Annotated in this window: 23 protein-coding genes; 15 read left to right on the plus strand and 8 right to left on the minus strand. The window is 33.6% G+C overall.

Features of this window, described 5'->3' with window-relative positions; all coding sequences use genetic code 11:
* Position 1 precedes the first annotated feature (1 nt).
* The 11 genes from flgA to thiS all read left to right on the plus strand — a co-directional run bounded on the left by flgA (position 2) and on the right by thiS (position 8,914).
* Entirely contained in the window at positions 2–808 is an 807-nt protein-coding gene (gene flgA / locus LQU93_RS03030) for a flagellar basal body P-ring formation chaperone FlgA (protein WP_229932417.1), read from the plus strand.
* Positions 805–1,359, plus strand: coding sequence for a UbiX family flavin prenyltransferase (locus LQU93_RS03035; protein ID WP_229932418.1), 555 nt, complete (start codon positions 805–807; stop codon positions 1,357–1,359). The genes flgA and LQU93_RS03035 overlap by 4 nt, the downstream gene beginning before the upstream one ends.
* Positions 1,360–1,678: 319 nt before the next feature.
* Entirely contained in the window at positions 1,679–2,215 is a 537-nt protein-coding gene (locus tag LQU93_RS03040) for a superoxide dismutase family protein (protein WP_229932419.1), read from the plus strand.
* Between the two features lie 120 nt (positions 2,216–2,335).
* Positions 2,336–2,824 carry a pantetheine-phosphate adenylyltransferase gene (gene coaD / locus LQU93_RS03045; RefSeq protein ID WP_229932420.1) on the plus strand — a complete coding sequence of 163 codons (489 nt, stop codon included), beginning with the start codon at positions 2,336–2,338 and terminating at the stop codon, positions 2,822–2,824.
* Positions 2,808–3,398: a dTMP kinase gene (gene tmk, locus LQU93_RS03050; protein ID WP_229932421.1), complete on the plus strand. Its 591-nt coding sequence runs from the start codon at positions 2,808–2,810 to the stop codon at positions 3,396–3,398. Before coaD ends, tmk begins: the two co-directional genes overlap by 17 nt.
* Positions 3,395–4,627, plus strand: a complete 1,233-nt coding sequence (hisS, locus tag LQU93_RS03055) for a histidine--tRNA ligase (protein ID WP_229932422.1) — start codon at positions 3,395–3,397, stop codon at positions 4,625–4,627. Before tmk ends, hisS begins: the two co-directional genes overlap by 4 nt.
* An 8-nt stretch (positions 4,628–4,635) precedes the next feature.
* Entirely contained in the window at positions 4,636–5,358 is a 723-nt protein-coding gene (locus LQU93_RS03060) for a protein NO VEIN domain-containing protein (protein WP_229932423.1), read from the plus strand.
* The gene (locus LQU93_RS03065; RefSeq protein ID WP_229932424.1) at positions 5,358–5,633 is read left to right on the plus strand and encodes a hypothetical protein; all 276 of its coding nucleotides are present in this window, start codon (positions 5,358–5,360) and stop codon (positions 5,631–5,633) included. The genes LQU93_RS03060 and LQU93_RS03065 overlap by 1 nt, the downstream gene beginning before the upstream one ends.
* Entirely contained in the window at positions 5,630–7,465 is a 1,836-nt protein-coding gene (speA, locus tag LQU93_RS03070) for a biosynthetic arginine decarboxylase (protein WP_229932425.1), read from the plus strand. Before LQU93_RS03065 ends, speA begins: the two co-directional genes overlap by 4 nt.
* Positions 7,466–7,542: 77 nt before the next feature.
* Complete coding sequence (locus LQU93_RS03075) at positions 7,543–8,730, plus strand: pyridoxal phosphate-dependent aminotransferase (protein ID WP_229932426.1); 1,188 nt, start codon at positions 7,543–7,545, stop codon at positions 8,728–8,730.
* Complete coding sequence (gene thiS, locus LQU93_RS03080; RefSeq protein ID WP_229932427.1) at positions 8,711–8,914, plus strand: sulfur carrier protein ThiS; 204 nt, start codon at positions 8,711–8,713, stop codon at positions 8,912–8,914. Before LQU93_RS03075 ends, thiS begins: the two co-directional genes overlap by 20 nt.
* A gap of 12 nt (positions 8,915–8,926) precedes the next feature.
* On the opposite strand, the gene LQU93_RS03085 is transcribed toward thiS, so the two are convergent.
* From LQU93_RS03085 to LQU93_RS03120, 8 genes are read right to left on the minus strand one after another with little or no spacing between them, the layout of a single operon-like run.
* Complete coding sequence (locus LQU93_RS03085; protein WP_229932428.1) at positions 8,927–9,676, minus strand: TIGR02757 family protein; 750 nt, start codon at positions 9,674–9,676, stop codon at positions 8,927–8,929.
* Positions 9,673–11,547, minus strand: a complete 1,875-nt coding sequence (gene flgK / locus LQU93_RS03090; protein WP_229932429.1) for a flagellar hook-associated protein FlgK — start codon at positions 11,545–11,547, stop codon at positions 9,673–9,675. The genes LQU93_RS03085 and flgK overlap by 4 nt, the downstream gene beginning before the upstream one ends.
* A 2-nt stretch (positions 11,548–11,549) precedes the next feature.
* Positions 11,550–11,969, minus strand: coding sequence for a flagellar biosynthesis protein FlgN (locus tag LQU93_RS03095; protein ID WP_229932430.1), 420 nt, complete (start codon positions 11,967–11,969; stop codon positions 11,550–11,552).
* An 11-nt stretch (positions 11,970–11,980) separates the two neighbouring features.
* Positions 11,981–12,181, minus strand: a complete 201-nt coding sequence (locus LQU93_RS03100; RefSeq protein ID WP_229932431.1) for a flagellar biosynthesis anti-sigma factor FlgM — start codon at positions 12,179–12,181, stop codon at positions 11,981–11,983.
* Between the two features lie 53 nt (positions 12,182–12,234).
* Positions 12,235–12,564, minus strand: a complete 330-nt coding sequence (locus LQU93_RS03105; RefSeq protein ID WP_229932432.1) for a rod-binding protein — start codon at positions 12,562–12,564, stop codon at positions 12,235–12,237.
* The gene (locus tag LQU93_RS03110) at positions 12,561–13,607 is read right to left on the minus strand and encodes a flagellar basal body P-ring protein FlgI (RefSeq protein WP_229932433.1); all 1,047 of its coding nucleotides are present in this window, start codon (positions 13,605–13,607) and stop codon (positions 12,561–12,563) included. Before LQU93_RS03110 ends, LQU93_RS03105 begins: the two co-directional genes overlap by 4 nt.
* A 46-nt stretch (positions 13,608–13,653) precedes the next feature.
* Complete coding sequence (locus tag LQU93_RS03115) at positions 13,654–14,217, minus strand: RsmD family RNA methyltransferase (protein ID WP_229932434.1); 564 nt, start codon at positions 14,215–14,217, stop codon at positions 13,654–13,656.
* The gene (locus LQU93_RS03120) at positions 14,214–14,555 is read right to left on the minus strand and encodes an ornithine carbamoyltransferase (RefSeq protein WP_229932435.1); all 342 of its coding nucleotides are present in this window, start codon (positions 14,553–14,555) and stop codon (positions 14,214–14,216) included. Before LQU93_RS03120 ends, LQU93_RS03115 begins: the two co-directional genes overlap by 4 nt.
* 114 nt (positions 14,556–14,669) lie before the next feature.
* Between LQU93_RS03120 and LQU93_RS03125 the strand changes: the two genes are divergently transcribed.
* From LQU93_RS03125 to LQU93_RS03140, 4 genes are read left to right on the plus strand one after another with little or no spacing between them, the layout of a single operon-like run.
* Entirely contained in the window at positions 14,670–15,041 is a 372-nt protein-coding gene (locus LQU93_RS03125) for a flagellar protein FlaG (RefSeq protein WP_229932436.1), read from the plus strand.
* A 1-nt stretch (position 15,042) separates the two neighbouring features.
* On the plus strand, positions 15,043–16,845 hold the full coding sequence (gene fliD / locus LQU93_RS03130) for a flagellar filament capping protein FliD (RefSeq protein WP_229932437.1): 1,803 nt from the start codon (positions 15,043–15,045) through the stop codon (positions 16,843–16,845).
* Between the two features lie 9 nt (positions 16,846–16,854).
* Positions 16,855–17,232: a flagellar export chaperone FliS gene (fliS, locus tag LQU93_RS03135; RefSeq protein WP_229932438.1), complete on the plus strand. Its 378-nt coding sequence runs from the start codon at positions 16,855–16,857 to the stop codon at positions 17,230–17,232.
* Positions 17,225–17,449: a hypothetical protein gene (locus LQU93_RS03140; protein ID WP_229932439.1), complete on the plus strand. Its 225-nt coding sequence runs from the start codon at positions 17,225–17,227 to the stop codon at positions 17,447–17,449. Before fliS ends, LQU93_RS03140 begins: the two co-directional genes overlap by 8 nt.
* Positions 17,450–17,746 lie beyond the last annotated feature (297 nt).

The raw sequence follows: 17,746 nt of genomic DNA on the forward strand, positions 1-17,746 counted from the left end.
TATGTATTGTGTTAATCAAGATAGCATAACCTTGCATACATTTGGCTTTGATGGTGTTGATAACGAGATACTTAATCTAAATGGCAAAAGAGCAGCTAAAATTTCAACCAAAGAGCTATTAAACATACTAACTTCAAACTTTAAAACATTTAATGACAAAACAGGCACAAGTGTCGCTTTTGTAAAAAACTGCACTACTTTTGATTTAATTCAGGCTGAGTTTTTAAAAAGATTATCAAACGAATATAGTGGCATAATGGTTGAAAAGATTACAATTGAGCCGCAAGTTTCATTGCCGAAAAATTTTGATACATATAGCTACAAAAAACTAATCACAACTGGAAATTTGTCATCAAATGGTGTGTTTAGAGTTATGTTTGAATTGCCTGATTTAAGCACTAAAAATTTATATTTCAAATATAGCTTTAAGGCAAAAATGCCAATACTTAAAGCCCTAAATAACCTAAACCAAGGACAGATTCTTGGTGCATTTGACTATCAAAAAACATGGATTGAGTTTGAAAAATTTGATAAAAATTCAATCCAAAAACTAAATGCATCAAAACTTATGGCAAAATCAAAAATAGCATCAGGACAAACACTTTTAACTCAAAATTTTACAGAAATATCTTTAATAAAAAAAGGAGATAAAATACAGGCAAATATAAACGAAGATGGTGTGAGTGTCATTATAGATGTTTATGCCTTACAAAATGGTAATTTAGGCGATGTGATAATGGTTCGAAGCAAGGATAGAAAAAGCTACAAAGCAAACATAATATCAAACAATAAGGTTATAATAAGATGAAAATAGCTGTCGGTATAAGCGGTGCTAGTGGTTGCATCTTGGGGCTTAGACTGCTTGAAATTTTAGACGAAACACAACATGAAATCCACGCCGTTATCTCAGATGCTGCAAAACTAACACTAAAAAAAGAAAGTAATATTTGCGTTGATTTTACTAAATTTAAAAATATAAATTTTTACGATAATTTTATGCTTGATGCACCAATATCTTCTGGTTCGTTTGGCATAGAAAAGACAATCGTTGCACCCTGCTCTATAAACACACTAGCAAAGATTTCAAATTCTATATCAAACACGCTAATTACACGCATGTGTGCTGTGGCACTAAAAGAGCAAAAAAAGCTGATTTTAGGCGTTAGAGAGATGCCATTTTCACCAATATCGCTTAGACAAATGAGCGAATTATCAGCAATTGGCGTATCTATCGCACCGCCTATTATGGGGTTTTACTCAGGAGCTAGTAACGTAAATGAGATGATTGATTTTATAGTTGGCAAATGGCTTGATTTACTAAATATAAAACATGACATTTACAAACGTTGGGGGAAGTGACTAATTAAGCACCTTCTCTTTTTTATTAACTAATTCTAAAAATAGTGAATTTAAACCCTTTAATGTTGTTTTACTTGCAGTTTTTAAAATTATCAGCATATCGTTTAGCACTTTGTAAGAAAGCTTTTTGTTTAGGAGAAATTTTAAATTTAAACTTAATTTATATTTTTAATTTCAAATGTAATTTGTTTTGATATAAGGTAATATTTTATAAAAATAAAAATAATACTAAGCACGGTATGAGAGAAGCGATTATTTTAATTAAAATTTAATATGTTTGTGATAAACTTGTGATTTATCTTAACTAAGAAGGATTGTTATGAAAAAAACATTATTAGCCAGTGTTGCGTTGTGCATGTGTTTGTTTGCTCATGAAAATCATGAGTTTGATCCAAAATCAGTTGAACATATCGTTATACCAATGCAACAACTAAATGAAAAAGAAAACATAAATGTCGGCGAAGTAGTTGCAATAAACACGAACTACGGTGTTGCCTTTTTTCCTAATCTAAAAGGCATAGATAGCGGAATACACGGCTTTCACATACATACAAATCCTGATTGTAGTAAAACAGAAAAAGGACTTGGCATGAAGGCTGGTGGTCACTGGGATCCAAGCGATAGCAAAAAGCACTCATTTGCTTGGGATGACAATGGACATAAAGGCGATCTGCCAGCACTTTATGTTGATCATGACGGCGTTGCAAACTATCCAGTTCTAGCACCAAAGATCAAAAATATAAATGAACTTAAAGGACACTCTCTTATGATTCACGTTGGTGGAGATAACCATCACGACCATCCAAAACCACTTGGTGGAGGTGGAGCAAGAATGGTATGTGGAGTTATTAACTAATACTTTATTGCGATCCTTTTGCGTTTTTTACATAAAAAGGATCGTAATTTTAAAAACCATTGCAAAAATTTATAAAAATACAGATAAAATATCGGTTTGATTTTAAAACCAAGGTTATTAATGAACTCATGCATATATCCAGGGACTTTTGATCCCATTACAAATGGACACTTAGACGTCATAGAAAGAGCATCAAAACTATTTTCAAAAGTGCTAGTAGCAGTAGCAAAAAATGATACTAAAAAGCCGATGTTTGGACTAGAAACACGCATACAAATGGCACAAATTGCCACAAAACATTTGCCAAATGTTGAGGTTGCTGGTTTTTCTGGGCTCTTGATAGAATTTGCCAAAAGCCATGGCATTAGAACAAGTATTCGTGGGCTTAGAGCGGTAAGTGACTTTGAATACGAACTGCAAATCGGCTATGCAAATGCCACTCTTTGGGGCGATTTTGAAACGATTTATCTAATGCCAAGCTTAGAAAATGCTTTTATATCAAGCTCGATTGTAAGAGCTGTGTTAAATCATAATGGAGATGTTAGTAAGCTTGTGCCAAACATCATAATACCAACCCTAAAAGAACGTATCGATGCATATTTTATTTGAGGGGATTGATGGTGTGGGTAAATCCACACAAATTGAAATCATAAGCAAAATTTTGCCAAATTGTGTCAAAACACATGAACCAGGAGCGACGCATTTTGGTAAAAAGATACGCGAAATTTTACTAAATGGCGATTATAATCTTAGTAAAAATGCTGAGATGTTTTTATTTTTGGCTGATAGAGCTGAGCATTCGCAAAAATTTTTAAGCCAAAATCAAGATAAAATAATCCTTTGCGATCGTGGCTTTATCTCTGGCATAGCATACGCAATGAGTAATGATAAAAATATCGATGTAAATTTCTTACTTCAGCTAAATCACTTCGTGCTTGGCAAAAATTTACCAAACGCGATCGTGCTATTTAGAGCCGATGAATACACGATAAAAAACAGGCTAAACACAAGAAACATGACAGATAGGATAGAAAAACGTGGCATAGAGTATTTAATAGATGTGCAAGAAAATATGCTAAAACTCGTAAGCACATTAAGCATACCGCATATCATAATACAAGCACAAAAAGACATCAAAACAATCACAGATGAAATTTTAGAGTTTATAAAGGAGTTAAAATGATAAATGCACTACGTGGGATGAAGGACATAATGCACACTAAAGGCGAATTATATGAAAAAATCATAAATACAGCCCAAAATGTAGCCAAAAACTACGGATATACGCTTATAAAAACTCCGCATTTAGAGCAAACCACGCTATTTAAACGAAGCGTTGGCGAAAGTAGCGATATAGTCGGCAAAGAGATGTATCAATTTATCGATAAGGGCGAAAATGACGTGTGTTTGCGTCCTGAAGGCACAGCTGGTGTAGTTAGGGCGTTTATCGAAGCTAAGCTTGATAAGGCTGGTGGGGTGTATAAATACTTTTATCATGGCTCTATGTTTCGTTATGAAAGACCGCAAAAAGGGCGTTTAAGAGAGTTTCATCAGTTTGGAGTTGAGTGCTTTGGCGAAGCTGATGTAAAAGAAGATGCCTCTGTGATACTTATGCTAAATGAAATTTTAAACAAATTAAACATAAAAACCACCCTTAAAATCAACTCGCTTGGCGACGCTTCTAGTATGGCTTCATATCGCAAAAAGCTAATAAATTTCTTAAATGATCACGATGATAAAATTTGCCCTGATTGCAAACGTCGCAAAGAGCTAAATCCTATTCGTGTGCTTGATTGCAAGGTTGATAGCTGTCAAGAAATTTATAAAAATGCACCAATAATGAGTGATAGTCTAAGCGATGAAGCAAAAAATGACTTTAATAAACTACAAGAAATTTTAAATGCAAGTGGTGTTTCATACGAGATAGATACAAAGCTAGTGCGAGGGCTTGATTATTACTGTAAAACTGCATTTGAGTTTGTTAGTGATGAGATTGGCTCTCAATCAGCTGTGGCTGGTGGTGGCAGATACGATAGGCTTGTTGAGTATTTGGGCGGACGAGCTAGTTATGGTGTTGGATTTGCAATGGGTGTGGATAGGATAATGGAAATTTTAGATTCACGTCAAAATGAGTGCGAAAGAGACGGCATTTATGTCTGTGCTTTGGATGAAGAAAATGTTGATTTTGTATTTTCTTTGGCAACAAAACTTAGACAAAATTTTAAAACAAACATTAGCTACAAAGCCAAGAAATTACAAAAACATCTAAACGATGCAGACAAAGCAAATGCTAAAATTTTCCTTTGTGTTGGCGAAAATGAACGAAAAAATGGCGAAATTTTTTATAAAAATTTACAAAACAAAGATGAAAAAACGATAAATTTAAGTGAGGTTGAGAAAATTTTAGGGTAAAAATAAAAATGCTAAAAAATCGTGAAAAACTCATCTTGTGCGGTCTGTTTTTATCAAAATTCAATGAAATCGGTTACAAAAAGCTTGGATTTTCAAGCTTTACAGAGGCCTTTAATGTGCTAGGATACGCACTTGATGCAAAACCGATGAATATTAAAAACTACCGCGATGAGTTTGACCCAATTTTTCAAAATCCACGAAAAGGCTGGTATAAGCGTGAGATGAGAGAGTATTGCAGGGCGATTCTTGATGAATATCAAAGGCTAAATTTAAATGATTTTTCGGCTCTTATATCATCTTTTTTGGTGCGAAATTTTGAGCTAAAATCAAAAATCGATAGCTTTTTGCAAGTGCAAACAGAGCCGATTAAACGAGTGGCGACTGGCAGGGCGGCGGAGAATTATTTTATTCAAAATTTTAGAAAATATTTTAAAGATTTTACGCTAACGGACACCAGGGAATTTGGCTGTGGATTTGATTTTAAAATGGATTTTGATGATGAATTTTTTTGCGTTGAAGTAAAGGGAATTTCACAAAGTTCAGGAGGCTTTTTACTAACCAAAAAGGAGTTTGAAATGGCTGAAAAATTTAGACAAAACTACTGCCTTTTTGTTGTAAAAAATTTACAAATCAAGCCCTGCGAAGCCTTGTTTTTTGATCCTTTGCAAAAATTTAATTTAAAGCAAATCAAACAAGAAATCACGCAAATTTCATATCAAGGCTTAATTTAATGTATACCGTAAATTTACGCCATCAAGATAGCGGATTTTGCCAAAATTTCTGCCATAAAACAAAGCCAAAGGCACTTAAAAAATATAAAAATTTACTGGCTAGACACCTGTGCGGATACGGTATAATTTGGGAAAATATAAATCAAAAAGAGCATATAGAAATTTTAAGCAAAAAATCACTAAAAGAGCTAGAAAGCATAAATCAAGAAGCAAATTTTAATAACGAAATGGACTATAAAATAACGATAAAATATATCAAAAAGGATGCAAAATGAATGATTATGGATTAAATATATGGGGTGATAACAACTTTGTAATAGAAAATGGCAAAGTCTGCATAAATAAAAAAAGCAAACCAGCAATACTAGATATAGTAAAAGAGATACGTGACGAAGGATATCGAGGACCGCTTTTGCTTCGTTTTCCACATCTTATTAAAAAGCAAATAGAGCAAATTTATGCAAGTTTTGCAAAAGCAAAAAAGGAATTTGATTACAAAGGAAGCTTTAACGCTGTTTATCCACTAAAAGTAAATCAATATCCAGGATTTGTTAAAAACTTGGTTGAGCTAGGAAAGCCTTACAACTATGGACTTGAAGCTGGTTCGAAAGCCGAGTTATTGCTAACTATGGCATATAATAACGACAATGCACCAATAACAGTTAATGGTTTTAAGGACAAAGAGCTTATAAGCATAGGGTTTATCGCAGCTGAAATGGGACACAATATAACGCTAACAATTGAAGGCTTAAACGAGCTTGAAGCCATTATCGCAACTGCAAAAGAGAGATTTGCACCAAAGCCAAACATCGGACTTCGCATAAGATTGCACTCTACAGGCTCTGGCATATGGGCAAAAAGTGGTGGCATATACTCAAAATTTGGACTAACTTCGACTGAATTAATCGAGGCTGTAAATATGCTAAAAAAAGCAAATTTACTAGATCAATTTAGTATGATACATTTTCACATTGGTTCTCAAATCACTGAAATCCACCCACTAAAAAAAGCTCTAACAGAAGCAGGAAACATCTATGCTGAGCTTAGAAAAATGGGTGCAAATAACCTAAAAGCCATAAATTTAGGTGGTGGATTGGCGATAGAATACTCGCAATTTAAGCAAAGCTCAAGTCGTAATTACACGCTAAACGAATACGCAAACGACGTTGTTTATCTACTTAAAAATATCGCAAATCAAAAAAATGAATTTGAACCAGATATATTTATTGAAAGCGGACGTTTTATCTCTGCTTCTCACGCACTTTTAGTAGCACCTGTGCTTGAGCTATTTAGTCAAGACCATACAGAAGAAAAATTAAATCTCAAAAAGAAAAATCCACAACTAATTACAGAATTATATGATTTGTATAATTCCATACGCCCATCAAATGCACTTGAGTATCTACATGATAGCATTCATCATATGGAGAGTGTTTTGACGCTATTTGACTTAGGATATGTGGATTTGCAAGATCGCTCAAATGCCGAAGTATTGGTTCAACTTATCAGCAAAAAAGCAATCATAATGCTAGGAAATAAAAATAGCACAGCTGATTTGGTGCGAATACAAGAAGAGATAAAAGAGAGATATTTGGTAAATTTCTCAATGTTTCAATCACTACCTGATTTTTGGGGGCTTAAGCAAAATTTCCCTATCATGCCACTTGATAGACTTGATATCCGCCCTACTTTGCCAGCTTGCATTTGGGATATCACCTGCGATAGTGACGGAGAAATCAGCTATAATGAAGACGGCAATCAGTTATTTTTACACGATGTTGATGTTGAAAAAGAGGATTATTTTTTAGGCTTTTTCCTTGTAGGTGCTTATCAAGAGGTGCTTGGAATGAGCCATAATCTATTTACTCATCCAACAGAAGCTACAATATTTTTAAAAGAAGATGGCTTTGAAATAAAAAATTTAATAGAAAGTCAAAGCATACTTGATATCATGGAGGACATGGATTACGATATAGGCGAAATACAAGACACACTAAATGAGAGGCTTTTGGCTTCAACATTGATAAATGATACACAAAAGAAGCAAATTTTAGGTGAGCTTTATCTGTTTTTAAACGACAATGGTTATTTAAAAACAATAAACTAAAACAATTTTGTAAAATTTTACGTATTATTATACTAAAAATTTTATGTAATCTTACATCAAACATAAGAGGTAGCAAAATGAAACTAGCCAAAAGAATAAGTAGTTTAAGCGAGAGCTTAACCATAGCAATCAGCACAAAAGCAGCAGAATTAAAAGCAAAAGGCATAGATGTGCTTAGCTTTTCTGCTGGTGAGCCAGATTTTGATACACCAGAGGTAATTAAAAATGCCGTAAAAACTGCACTTGATAAAGGTTGCAGCAAATACACTCCAGTGCCTGGCACAAAAGAGGTCTTACAAGCTATTGCTTATAAATTAAAGCATGATAATAATTTAGAATACAAGCCAAGTCAAATCGTGACAAATGTTGGTGCAAAACACTCACTATTTAACCTATTTCAAGCACTAATAGACGATGGCGATGAGGTTATAATACCAAGTCCGTATTGGGTAAGTTATCCTGAGATGGTAAAATTTAGTGGTGGTGTGCCTGTATTTATAGAAGCAGATGATAAAGCTGGATTTAAGATAACAGCACAGCAACTAAAAGCCGCCATAACGCCAAAAACAAAGGCATTATGCCTAAATCACCCAAATAATCCTAGCGGTGCAATTTATACACGTGATGAAATTTTGGCATTTGGCGAAGTGCTAAAAGGCACAGATATAGTTGTATTAAGCGACGAGATGTATGAAAAATTAACATTTGATGGCGAGTTCGTATCTGTTGCGTCAGTTAGCGATGATTTGTTTAAACGAACTGTTACAATTAACGGATTAAGTAAATGTGGTGCGATGCCAGGCTGGAGATTTGGCTATATGGCTAGTGCAATTGACGAGCTAAACTCAGCCGTAAAAAAACTACAAAGCCAAAGCACAAGCAATATATCAAGCCTTACACAAGCTGGTGCGATTGTAAGTTTAATGGGCGAAAGTGATGCTGATATAAAGCATATGAAGGGCGAATATTTAAAGCGACGAGATCTTGCTGTAGATATGATAAACGCCATAAAAGGACTAAGCGTAGCAAAGCCTAGCGGTGCATTTTATCTATTTGTAAATTGCAAAGACGTAGAGCCTGATTCGATGAAATTTTGTTCACAACTTCTTGAAAAAGCAAATGTAGCTTGTGTGCCAGGGATTGGCTTTGGCATGGATGGCTATTTTAGACTTAGTTTTGCAACTGATATAAACAGCATCAAAAAAGGCATCGAAAGGATAGCCAACTTTGTAAAAGAGTATAAAAATGATACAAATAACAATTAATTCTAAACAGATAAATTTACAAGATGATATTAGTATCAGCAAATATTTACAATTGCAAGGATACAATACCGATAAAATAGCCATTGAGGCCGATGGTGAAATTCTACCACGCTTAAAATGGAATGAAACTAAAATATCAGAATTTAACAAATACGAGATAGTTGAGTTTGTTGGAGGTGGCTAATCCCACTCCAGCCTATCTTGTCATAAACTCAAGCTCTTTACTCTGCCCTATTCTATAAAGTGCAAAGTCGTATTTGATAGGATCGAGCGGATCAAACGAGCGAAGCTTATTTGTTAGCTCCATAACTGCCTTAAAATCGTAACTCTTTCGTTTTATAAGCCCAAGTTTTAATGAAACTCTATGAGTATGAACATCAAGTGGCATTAAAAGCCGACTTTTATCGATTTTTTTAAATACCCCTAGGTCTATGTCAGTATCTCTAACCATCCACCTAAAATACATATTGTAACGCTTATATGGCGAGGTCGCAAACTCATCAAATCCGCGTCCAAAGAAAAACTCATATCCACTTGACATATAATTATTTAGGCTTAAAATTTTAGAAATAATCTCATTTATGCCATGCTCTATGCCACCTTTTTCAAGCCCTTTTAAAATAAGTTCTTCTATACTATACTCAAGCTTAAAGCGTCTTAATGTAATAAATATATTTTTTATATCTGTTTCATTTTGAAAACGATATTTATAGCCTTTTAATGATTTTGTTATATTTTCTTCACTTGAATTAATAAGCGAGAAATCAAGTGTTTTTAAAAATTTTACGATTTGTCTTGCGTTGCCATATGCAAATAAGGCACAAACCATTCTAGCTAAATCATCATCTATCTCACGTGCTATTTGGAGCGGATCAGCATATGAAAACAATCCATTTATAGTATTTTTATCAAGCACGTGAGCATTTAAAAGCGATTTTAAACTCATTGTTTTAATGATAAAAGTGTATCTAACATATCATTAACGGTTGTAATTATTTTAGCCGCCGCACCATAACTTGCCTGAAATCTTATGAGATTTGAAAGCTCTTCATTCGTATCAACACCACTTATTGATTGAAATTCCTGCTGTGCTGTTTTGTATAAAGACTCATTTGTTGAGTTAAAATTATTATTTGCTTCTGTGTCACTTGCAATATCAGTGGTTAAAAACCTATAATAACCTTCAATGGTATCATCTCTATCCTGTGGTATGCCATTTGAGTAAAATTTCAACTCATCGTATTGTAACTGAACCATTTTGTTTGCTACAGCGTTATTTCCAATGACTGGTGTCGAGTATCCACGAAGTCTAGTATGATCATATAAAAAGTCATTATTTACAGCCATGCTTCTTGCGTCAGTTCCTGTAAAAAATGCATTTAACCCCATAACGCCCGGAAAATTTGTACCCTTATCTACAAACGCTATACTGTATTGACCCTTGGCTTGGTTTGGAATTATTGCAAATGTGCCTTTATTTGTAAGCTTGTCATAGTGATAAGAGGCTGTGAAGTAGTCATTAACATCATTTAACATATTGTTGTCGTTATTGTCATCGGTGTTTGAGTTAAAATCATCAACGATTGAATTTCCATACTCTGTGTCATTCATACTAGTTGTGCCATTTATGTGTATTGTTTTTCTAGCTACTTCTCTACCTTGATTGTCATAAACTATCGCTTCAAAGCTACCATGTTGTATCTCTTTTGAATAATTCATTAGTGTTATATGATTATCCAAGTAACTAAAATCTTGTGTATTTGATATCTCCATGGCAGACTCAGCGTATATATTGTTTGTATTATTGATAACAGTTTTTGCCAAAATATCCATATTGTCTATATATCTCTGTATGGTTCCATCTGTAAATTTTTGCAAATTTGTATCATAATGACGCCCTCTTAAATCTAACTGAGCACCGATTTTACCACTATAGATACGTTCAGACATATCGATTAATCTGCCATCTTGCATCTCATAATAAACGCCAGTGAAATTTCCATTTGTTTCACTATTTTGCATAACTAAAGGATGAAAACTAACACCATCAACCAAGCTCACTCCACCAACATTTAAATTATACCACCTACCCTCATCTGTGATACCACTATCGATTCTAGTATTACTTGCTAACTGGCTTTTAAACGTATCGATATTTACAAGCTTTGCAAGTGCTAATTCTAACTCATCACGCTTATCACGCAAATCATTTGCATTGACTTTTATGCCTGAGTCAGCACCTGATTCAACACGCCTAATCTCTTTATTTAAATTTGCAATTTGCTGACCTATTTTATTTACTTCTTCGATGTTTATTCTCATCATTTTATCGACTTCAGTTTGCAAATCGTCTAGTTTATTTGCTGTGCGATTTATACCAGCTGTAAATGTCGTAGCCGCATTTATAAGATTTAACTTTTGTGCCGATTCGTCTGGATTTGAAGCAAAATTATTCCACGCGTTAAAGTAATTAGTCATATCTCTGCCTATGCCAACATCTTTTAAATCTGGAAAATTTTGCGCCAATTCTTGCAAAATTCTCTTTTTATAGCTTGTATTTTCCATATTTGCTGAAGCAGTTTTTAATCTTGAATACGCAAACTCATCATGTATTCTTACAGTTGTTTCTACCTGTGTTCCAGTGCCTACACCGCCTTGGACATTATACATGGACATTGCAGCCGACTGCACTACTCGTTGTCTAGTGTAGTATGTAGAATCGGCATTTGTTATGTTGTTTCCAGTTGTTGAAATTTGCACCTGAGCGGCATTTAGACCTGAAACGCCAGTGTTTAAAGACATAAAAATATTAGCCATTATTAAACCTTCGCCTTATAAAATGTATCGCCAGAGCCATCGCTTGAGTATGAGTCTGTTTGTATATTAAACATCTTTTTTGTTAAGCTATCAAAAAATTCTTTTACCAAAACAACATGCCTTGCATACTCTTTATTTACTGTATTTAAATTTTCTAATCTCTCTCTCATGATAACCAATTTCGTTTTAATCTCATCATCTAAACTAGAAGCAACATCTGAAGTATTTTTTGAAATCCTTACCAACTCTGTATCTAAATTTTTCTTTGCTATTTCAAATTCTTTAATAAGTTTAGTTTTTTTAGCCACACTTTCATCGACTTTTGAATGCCTAGCTTCTTTTATGTTGGCTATATCGTCCTTTGTTGTTATTATTAACTCATCCAATATAAACACAGCTTCGTCTAAATATTTTTTTAGCATCTTATTCCCTTTTATACAAGGGTATCAAGTATAGCCCTTGCCGTTTTTTTCATATCAAGCTCATAGCTACCTTCATTTATTTGCTTAGCTATTTCGCTTATCTTATCATTTTTTACCATTTCGCTTTGTTGTGCGATAGGTTCTTTTTTTACTAAATTTTTATTACTTAAACTAGGATTTAACCCAGAACTTATATTTACGCTACTTATCATTTCGCACCTCTTTGTTGTATTTCACATACCAAATCGGCAAGAAATCAAATTCCTTAAGACCTTTCTTTTAAAAAATTATATAAAAGTTCACTAAATCCAAGCCCACCACTTAGTGCTTGACTCATAGTATCATTATACATTGATTTATATATATCAGATCCAGCCGCCTTTGGAAAAAGCTGTGCTTTTTCGTCATCTTTTAGCGATATATCAAGCACTTGCTTTATTAAAAACGCTTCAAATGCGTCGGTTTGTTCCCTTAAAAGTTCATCTTGTTTTTTTAAGGCTTTATCTATTTTTACATCATCTGTATTTTGCATATTTATTTTATTTAAAGTATTGTAATTATAAGCACTAAGTGCCATAGAGGTATCTATTTTCATATTATCTCCACATCTACGTGTATTGCTCCAACACGTTTTAAATTTTGAATAATAGCTATTATATCGCTTGGACTTGCACCAAGCTTGTTTAAGGCCCTAGTTAAACTTGCAAGCGTTGTTTTGTCGTTTTGTATGCGTAACATATTTGGTCTAGCCGAAATCGCCGAACCATCTTCTAAATCCATATCCACTTCACTTGCATCGTTTAATGAATATGGCTCTATTTTTATCGTGATATTTCCATGAGACAATACGACCGGATCAACGCTCACATTTATGCCACTTACTATAGTTCCAGTCCTTTCATCAATGACTACTTTATCATCAGCCTTATAATCTATATCAAGCTCTAAAACGCGTCCTATTATATCAATTAAATTCGTCTCTTCTGGACGAGCAATAACAATAGTTCTTGGATCAATTGCGGTTGCCATTTCTAAGCCTAAATTTGAATTTATAGTATTTTGTATGTCCATTGCTGTTTTAAAACTAGAATTTTTCAAACTCAAAGTAAAATTAGGCTGATTGTATATATCATAAGCGATCTCTTTTTCAACTAACGCCCCCTGCAATATAGAGCCAGCCGTTACGTGCTTGTCCCCACCTCTACCAGTGCTTTTGCCGCCTATGCTTAACGAGCCTTGCGCTAGTGCATATATATCACCATCTACGCCTTTTAATGGTGTCATAAGTAAAGTTCCACCTTGCAAACTTTTAGCATCACCAATTGATGATATCGTAACATCAAGTTTATCACCATGTCTAGCAAATGGTGGCAATGTCGCCGTAACAATAACCGCTGCTGTATTTTTTGATTTAATATCATTTGGATCGATTTTTACATTTACAGTTGCTAACATATTAGACAATGATTGTATTGTAAATTCTGAAGTAGAGCCATCTCCAGTGCCATTTAAACCAACAACCAATCCGTATCCAATAAGCTGATTTTCACGGACTCCAATTACAGATGCAATATCTTTTATCTGTGTTGCATTTGCACCCAAAAATAAAAATAAAAAAGATGCTAGAAATTTTCTCATAAACACTCCTGAATTTGCAAGTATATAAGCAAATATCGTTCCATGTTTATGCAAAATAAGTAAGTGTTGTTGCTCCAAATTTTTTAGATTTTATTTTAACATAACCGTCTAAATTTTCGTCAAAGCAAAATTTAGACGAATGCTCAAACACAATCATTTTTATTTTTTTTCTATCTATTTTTTTAATCAAATCAATTAATTTTTGATAAATCATATCAAATCCATCTCTAAAATCAAACGGCGGATCTAGATACAAAATAACGCAATTTTGACTAGCAATCAAATCAGGCAAAATTTCAAAACTATCTCCAAAAATAGCATTTAATAAATTCTCATCTATGCTTTTTAAATTGCTTTGTGTAAGCTTGTAGGCATTTTTATCTTTTTCTATCGCATATGATTTTAAAGCTCCATTACTGAGTGCCTCGCACGCCATAACCCCACTACCGCCAAAACCTTCTATAAATACACTATTGCTAAGTTCATATCTAACAGTATCAAAAAACGATGATTTTACTAAGCTTTTAGTGCTTCTTGTTGTGTTTAAGCTAGGAAGTTGTAGCTTCTTGCCTTTAAATTTTCCACTTGAGATTTGGGTATATAGTTTCATTTATACTCTTTAACTAAAGACAAAATTTCAAATCTAAATCTATTTAGAATTTCGTCAAGTCTAGTCTCAAAACCACTTGAAATTTCACGTCTTACTTTGCCTTGCGAAACCTGTATAGCAGAATAAAATTCATTTAAATTTTCAAACAAAGTCCTTTTGCTAAATGGAATAGACATATGCGAATCGCTATCTGCAATTAAAAATAAAGGTTTTTTTGTTGATATTTTTTTATCGCTTATTATAAAATCACAATCTGCACTCTTGCTTAAATACTCTTTGCAAAACAATAAAAGAGTGTTTTTAAGCAATACACACTCGCACTCAATAGAAATTTTCATGTTTTTCCTTTTTTTATTTGTGAAATATTAGCAAAAATTTTATAAAATAGGCTAAAGTTTATTAAAATTATGCCGATAGTATGTGCAAATATTAAAGTTTTTCAAGGAGCGAAAATGGAGATTTTCAAAGCGGCATCGCAACAACTGGACATGAGTATAAACATGGTCTCTAATGCAACAGGAACAAGAGAGATAGAAAAAAGCAACATACAAGAAAATGTAGTTGAAAAAAATGATGATTTACAGATGTCATCATCAGAATTAGCTCAAAAGCTAGAACAAGCTACAAGCGAGTTAAATTTTCAAATGGAGCAATTAAAAACAAATATTAGATTTAACTATAACAAAGCAGAAAGCACAATGGTGGTGCAGGTTCGCGAAGCAGATACTGGAGATATTATACGCGAATTACCTAGTAAAGAAGCACTAAGAATAGCAAAATACTTCAAAGAGAGTATTGGCTTACTTTTTGACAAGGAGAGTTAAAATGGCAGATGCAATAAGTAGCACAACATCAAGCCCAAAAGGAATTATGGGGCTTGGTAGCAGTGGCAGCGTTAATCTAAACGATGAATTAATAGAAAAATTAAAAGCAGCCGACAAAGCAGCACAAGTTGATCCAATTACAAAAAGGGTTGAAAAAAATACAATGCGGGTTGATGATTTGGCGGCATTAAAAACACTAATAACAAATGTCAATAAATCATTTAGTGCATTAAACAACGAAGCACTTTATCAAAAAAGAAAGGTAAATTCTGTAGGCGAGAGCGCAACTGTTACAGCTGCATCTGGTGTAAGCTTGCAAGATTTAAATCTAGATATAAAGCAACTGGCACAAAGAGATAGCTTTCAAAGTGAAAAATTTAAATCACAATCAGATATCATAGGTGCTACTCAGGCTGGTAGTTTTAAAATAGGCATACGTGGCGTTAGCTATGAAATAAACGTGCAAGAATCAACAACACTACAAGACCTTTCAGATAAAATAAATGAAGTAGCAGGTGGGGATGTCCAAGCACGTATTATTAATGTTGGGGGAGACAAACCATACCAGCTTATATTTCAGTCCAGAAGCACAGGCGAAAGCCAAAAAATAACCTTTAGTGATGATACTAGCGGTGTTTTAGCTAAGCTTGGCTGGGATGATGGCACTACAGACTTATTAGATGAAGATGGCAAACAGGTACTTAACGAAGATGGCACAAAAAAAACCATAACAAATTTAGAAAAAAATAGACTTACCACAGCAAGTGATGCAAAATTTACATACAATGGGCTTGAGATCACAAGAGATAAAAACACCATAGATGACTTGCGTCCAGGTATCACGGTTACTCTTAAAGAGACTGGCAAATCTAGCTTTGGAATAGTTCAAGATACTAATGACATAGTAAAAAATCTAGAGTCAATGGTTGCATCTTACAATACGCTTTTAACAAATCTAAATATCTCTACAAGTTTTGACGAAAAAAGTGGCGATAGTGGTGCATTTCAAGGAGTTAGTGAAATAACCACGATAAGAACCAAACTAAACCAACTACTAACAAGCCAAGACAAACTAGGACGAAGCATAGATCAATATGGCATAAGCATGGGCGAAGATGGGCAAATTAGCTTTGATGCTAGCACATTAAGTGCCAAATTAAATGCGGATGCTGATGATGTTAAAGATTTTTTTATGGGCTCAACAACATACGATGTATTAACCTATACTGGCAAACAAGTAACCACTGGATCACTTGAGTTTGTAAAGGGAGATTTAAACATTAACGGCATAAGCGTAACCCTTGAAAAAACAGATGCAAACGCTACAGCAAAAGAAAATGCAATGGCACTATTAAGGGCGATAAATAATGCAAACATACCAGGCGTTTTTGCTAGTCTAAGCAAAGATGAACAAACTCTAGTTCTTAAAACAACAGACGGAACAGAAGTAGAGATAAAAGGCAAGGATAGTGTATTGTCTAAATTTGGACTAGAGCAAATATCATTAATGCCAACCGAAAACAAAAATAGTGGAATTTTTGCAAATCTTAACAATTTTGCAAGTGATTTGGTGATTGATACTCCGGATAAAAAAGGAAGTTTGACGCTATATGAAAATAGATTAAATGAAGAAGACAAGAAATTAAACGACGAAAAAGAGCGTATCGAGACATCGCTAAATCAAAAATATGAAACAATGAGAGAAAGATGGATTTTATACTCTCAAGTTATCACAAAAATGGAAAAACAATTTTCTGCTTTAAAAACAATGATAGAGTATGAAATAGGCAATAAAAATAAATAAGAGGTAAAAATGGCAACAAATAGCTTAGCATACGCAGCATATACGCAATCAAGTGTTGGAGGCATAGAGTCTCCAACTAAACTAATACAAATGCTTTATGATGGAATTTTACGTTTTATTTTTAGAACCAAAAAAGCAATTGAGAGTGGTGATTTTGAACAAAAAGTATATTATATAAATAGAGCAAATGCTATTTTTGTTGAGCTTTTAAACTCGCTTGATTACTCACAAGGTGAAGTAGCTCACTATCTAAGTGGGCTATACACTAGACAGATACAGCTTCTTGCACTAGCAAATATCAATAATGACATATCAAAACTTAACGAAGTAACAAATGTAGTCAAGCAGTTAAATGAAGCTTGGAGAGAGGTTACTGAAAATGAGTGATTGGCTAAAGAGCTTTAAAATAGCCTATGTTAATGACGATACAGAACTATTATTGGATCTAGTTGAGAATTTTGATGAAAATAGTTTTAAAAATTTAGAAGAAAAGCAAGAAGCAGCGTCGCTAATCTCTCATGCCATCGAACTACTTAACAAAAAACAAGCACAAATCCAAAATGAGATAAAAAAACTACAAAGTGCAAAAAAATACGCTTTGTAGTTTTGCATAAATTTAATACATCAAAATACGTTAGCCAAATCTAGTTTAATAGGAATTTTAACTTACTACCTTATAAGATCTCTTATTAATTTTGGTAAAATTTTAACTTTGCCATACTCATTGCTTTGCAAAAGCATCGGCATAATCATAAATTTTTATGCTAAACACTCTACAATAAAGCTTTTTATTTGCTTTAATTTTAAATTTTGTTGTATTTTATTTTTATTGATAAATTTGTAAATTTTAGCCTTATATATTATTGTTTTACAATTGACTTTTATAAAGTCTTATCGCATA

It is taken from the genome of Campylobacter majalis (assembly GCF_905120465.1).
Taxonomy (GTDB): Bacteria; Campylobacterota; Campylobacteria; order Campylobacterales; family Campylobacteraceae; genus Campylobacter_A; species Campylobacter_A majalis.

Excerpts from the sequence above, each read along its gene's own strand:
- thiS (WP_229932427.1), top strand. The coding sequence starts at position 8,711 with ATGATACAAATAACAATTAATTCTAAACAGATAAATTTACAAGATGAT.
- hisS (WP_229932422.1), top strand. The coding sequence starts at position 3,395 with ATGATAAATGCACTACGTGGGATGAAGGACATAATGCACACTAAAGGC.
- LQU93_RS03120 (WP_229932435.1), bottom strand. The coding sequence starts at position 14,555 with ATGAAAATTTCTATTGAGTGCGAGTGTGTATTGCTTAAAAACACTCTT.
- LQU93_RS03140 (WP_229932439.1), top strand. The coding sequence starts at position 17,225 with ATGAGTGATTGGCTAAAGAGCTTTAAAATAGCCTATGTTAATGACGAT.
- LQU93_RS03040 (WP_229932419.1), top strand. The coding sequence starts at position 1,679 with ATGAAAAAAACATTATTAGCCAGTGTTGCGTTGTGCATGTGTTTGTTT.
- LQU93_RS03125 (WP_229932436.1), top strand. The coding sequence starts at position 14,670 with ATGGAGATTTTCAAAGCGGCATCGCAACAACTGGACATGAGTATAAAC.
- LQU93_RS03095 (WP_229932430.1), bottom strand. The coding sequence starts at position 11,969 with ATGCTAAAAAAATATTTAGACGAAGCTGTGTTTATATTGGATGAGTTA.
- coaD (WP_229932420.1), top strand. The coding sequence starts at position 2,336 with ATGAACTCATGCATATATCCAGGGACTTTTGATCCCATTACAAATGGA.
- tmk (WP_229932421.1), top strand. The coding sequence starts at position 2,808 with ATGCATATTTTATTTGAGGGGATTGATGGTGTGGGTAAATCCACACAA.
- speA (WP_229932425.1), top strand. The coding sequence starts at position 5,630 with ATGAATGATTATGGATTAAATATATGGGGTGATAACAACTTTGTAATA.
- LQU93_RS03075 (WP_229932426.1), top strand. The coding sequence starts at position 7,543 with ATGAAACTAGCCAAAAGAATAAGTAGTTTAAGCGAGAGCTTAACCATA.
- LQU93_RS03060 (WP_229932423.1), top strand. The coding sequence starts at position 4,636 with ATGCTAAAAAATCGTGAAAAACTCATCTTGTGCGGTCTGTTTTTATCA.
- LQU93_RS03115 (WP_229932434.1), bottom strand. The coding sequence starts at position 14,217 with ATGAAACTATATACCCAAATCTCAAGTGGAAAATTTAAAGGCAAGAAG.
- LQU93_RS03085 (WP_229932428.1), bottom strand. The coding sequence starts at position 9,676 with ATGAGTTTAAAATCGCTTTTAAATGCTCACGTGCTTGATAAAAATACT.
- flgA (WP_229932417.1), top strand. The coding sequence starts at position 2 with ATGTATTGTGTTAATCAAGATAGCATAACCTTGCATACATTTGGCTTT.
- LQU93_RS03100 (WP_229932431.1), bottom strand. The coding sequence starts at position 12,181 with ATGATAAGTAGCGTAAATATAAGTTCTGGGTTAAATCCTAGTTTAAGT.
- fliS (WP_229932438.1), top strand. The coding sequence starts at position 16,855 with ATGGCAACAAATAGCTTAGCATACGCAGCATATACGCAATCAAGTGTT.
- LQU93_RS03035 (WP_229932418.1), top strand. The coding sequence starts at position 805 with ATGAAAATAGCTGTCGGTATAAGCGGTGCTAGTGGTTGCATCTTGGGG.
- LQU93_RS03110 (WP_229932433.1), bottom strand. The coding sequence starts at position 13,607 with ATGAGAAAATTTCTAGCATCTTTTTTATTTTTATTTTTGGGTGCAAAT.
- fliD (WP_229932437.1), top strand. The coding sequence starts at position 15,043 with ATGGCAGATGCAATAAGTAGCACAACATCAAGCCCAAAAGGAATTATG.
- LQU93_RS03105 (WP_229932432.1), bottom strand. The coding sequence starts at position 12,564 with ATGAAAATAGATACCTCTATGGCACTTAGTGCTTATAATTACAATACT.
- LQU93_RS03065 (WP_229932424.1), top strand. The coding sequence starts at position 5,358 with ATGTATACCGTAAATTTACGCCATCAAGATAGCGGATTTTGCCAAAAT.
- flgK (WP_229932429.1), bottom strand. The coding sequence starts at position 11,547 with ATGGCTAATATTTTTATGTCTTTAAACACTGGCGTTTCAGGTCTAAAT.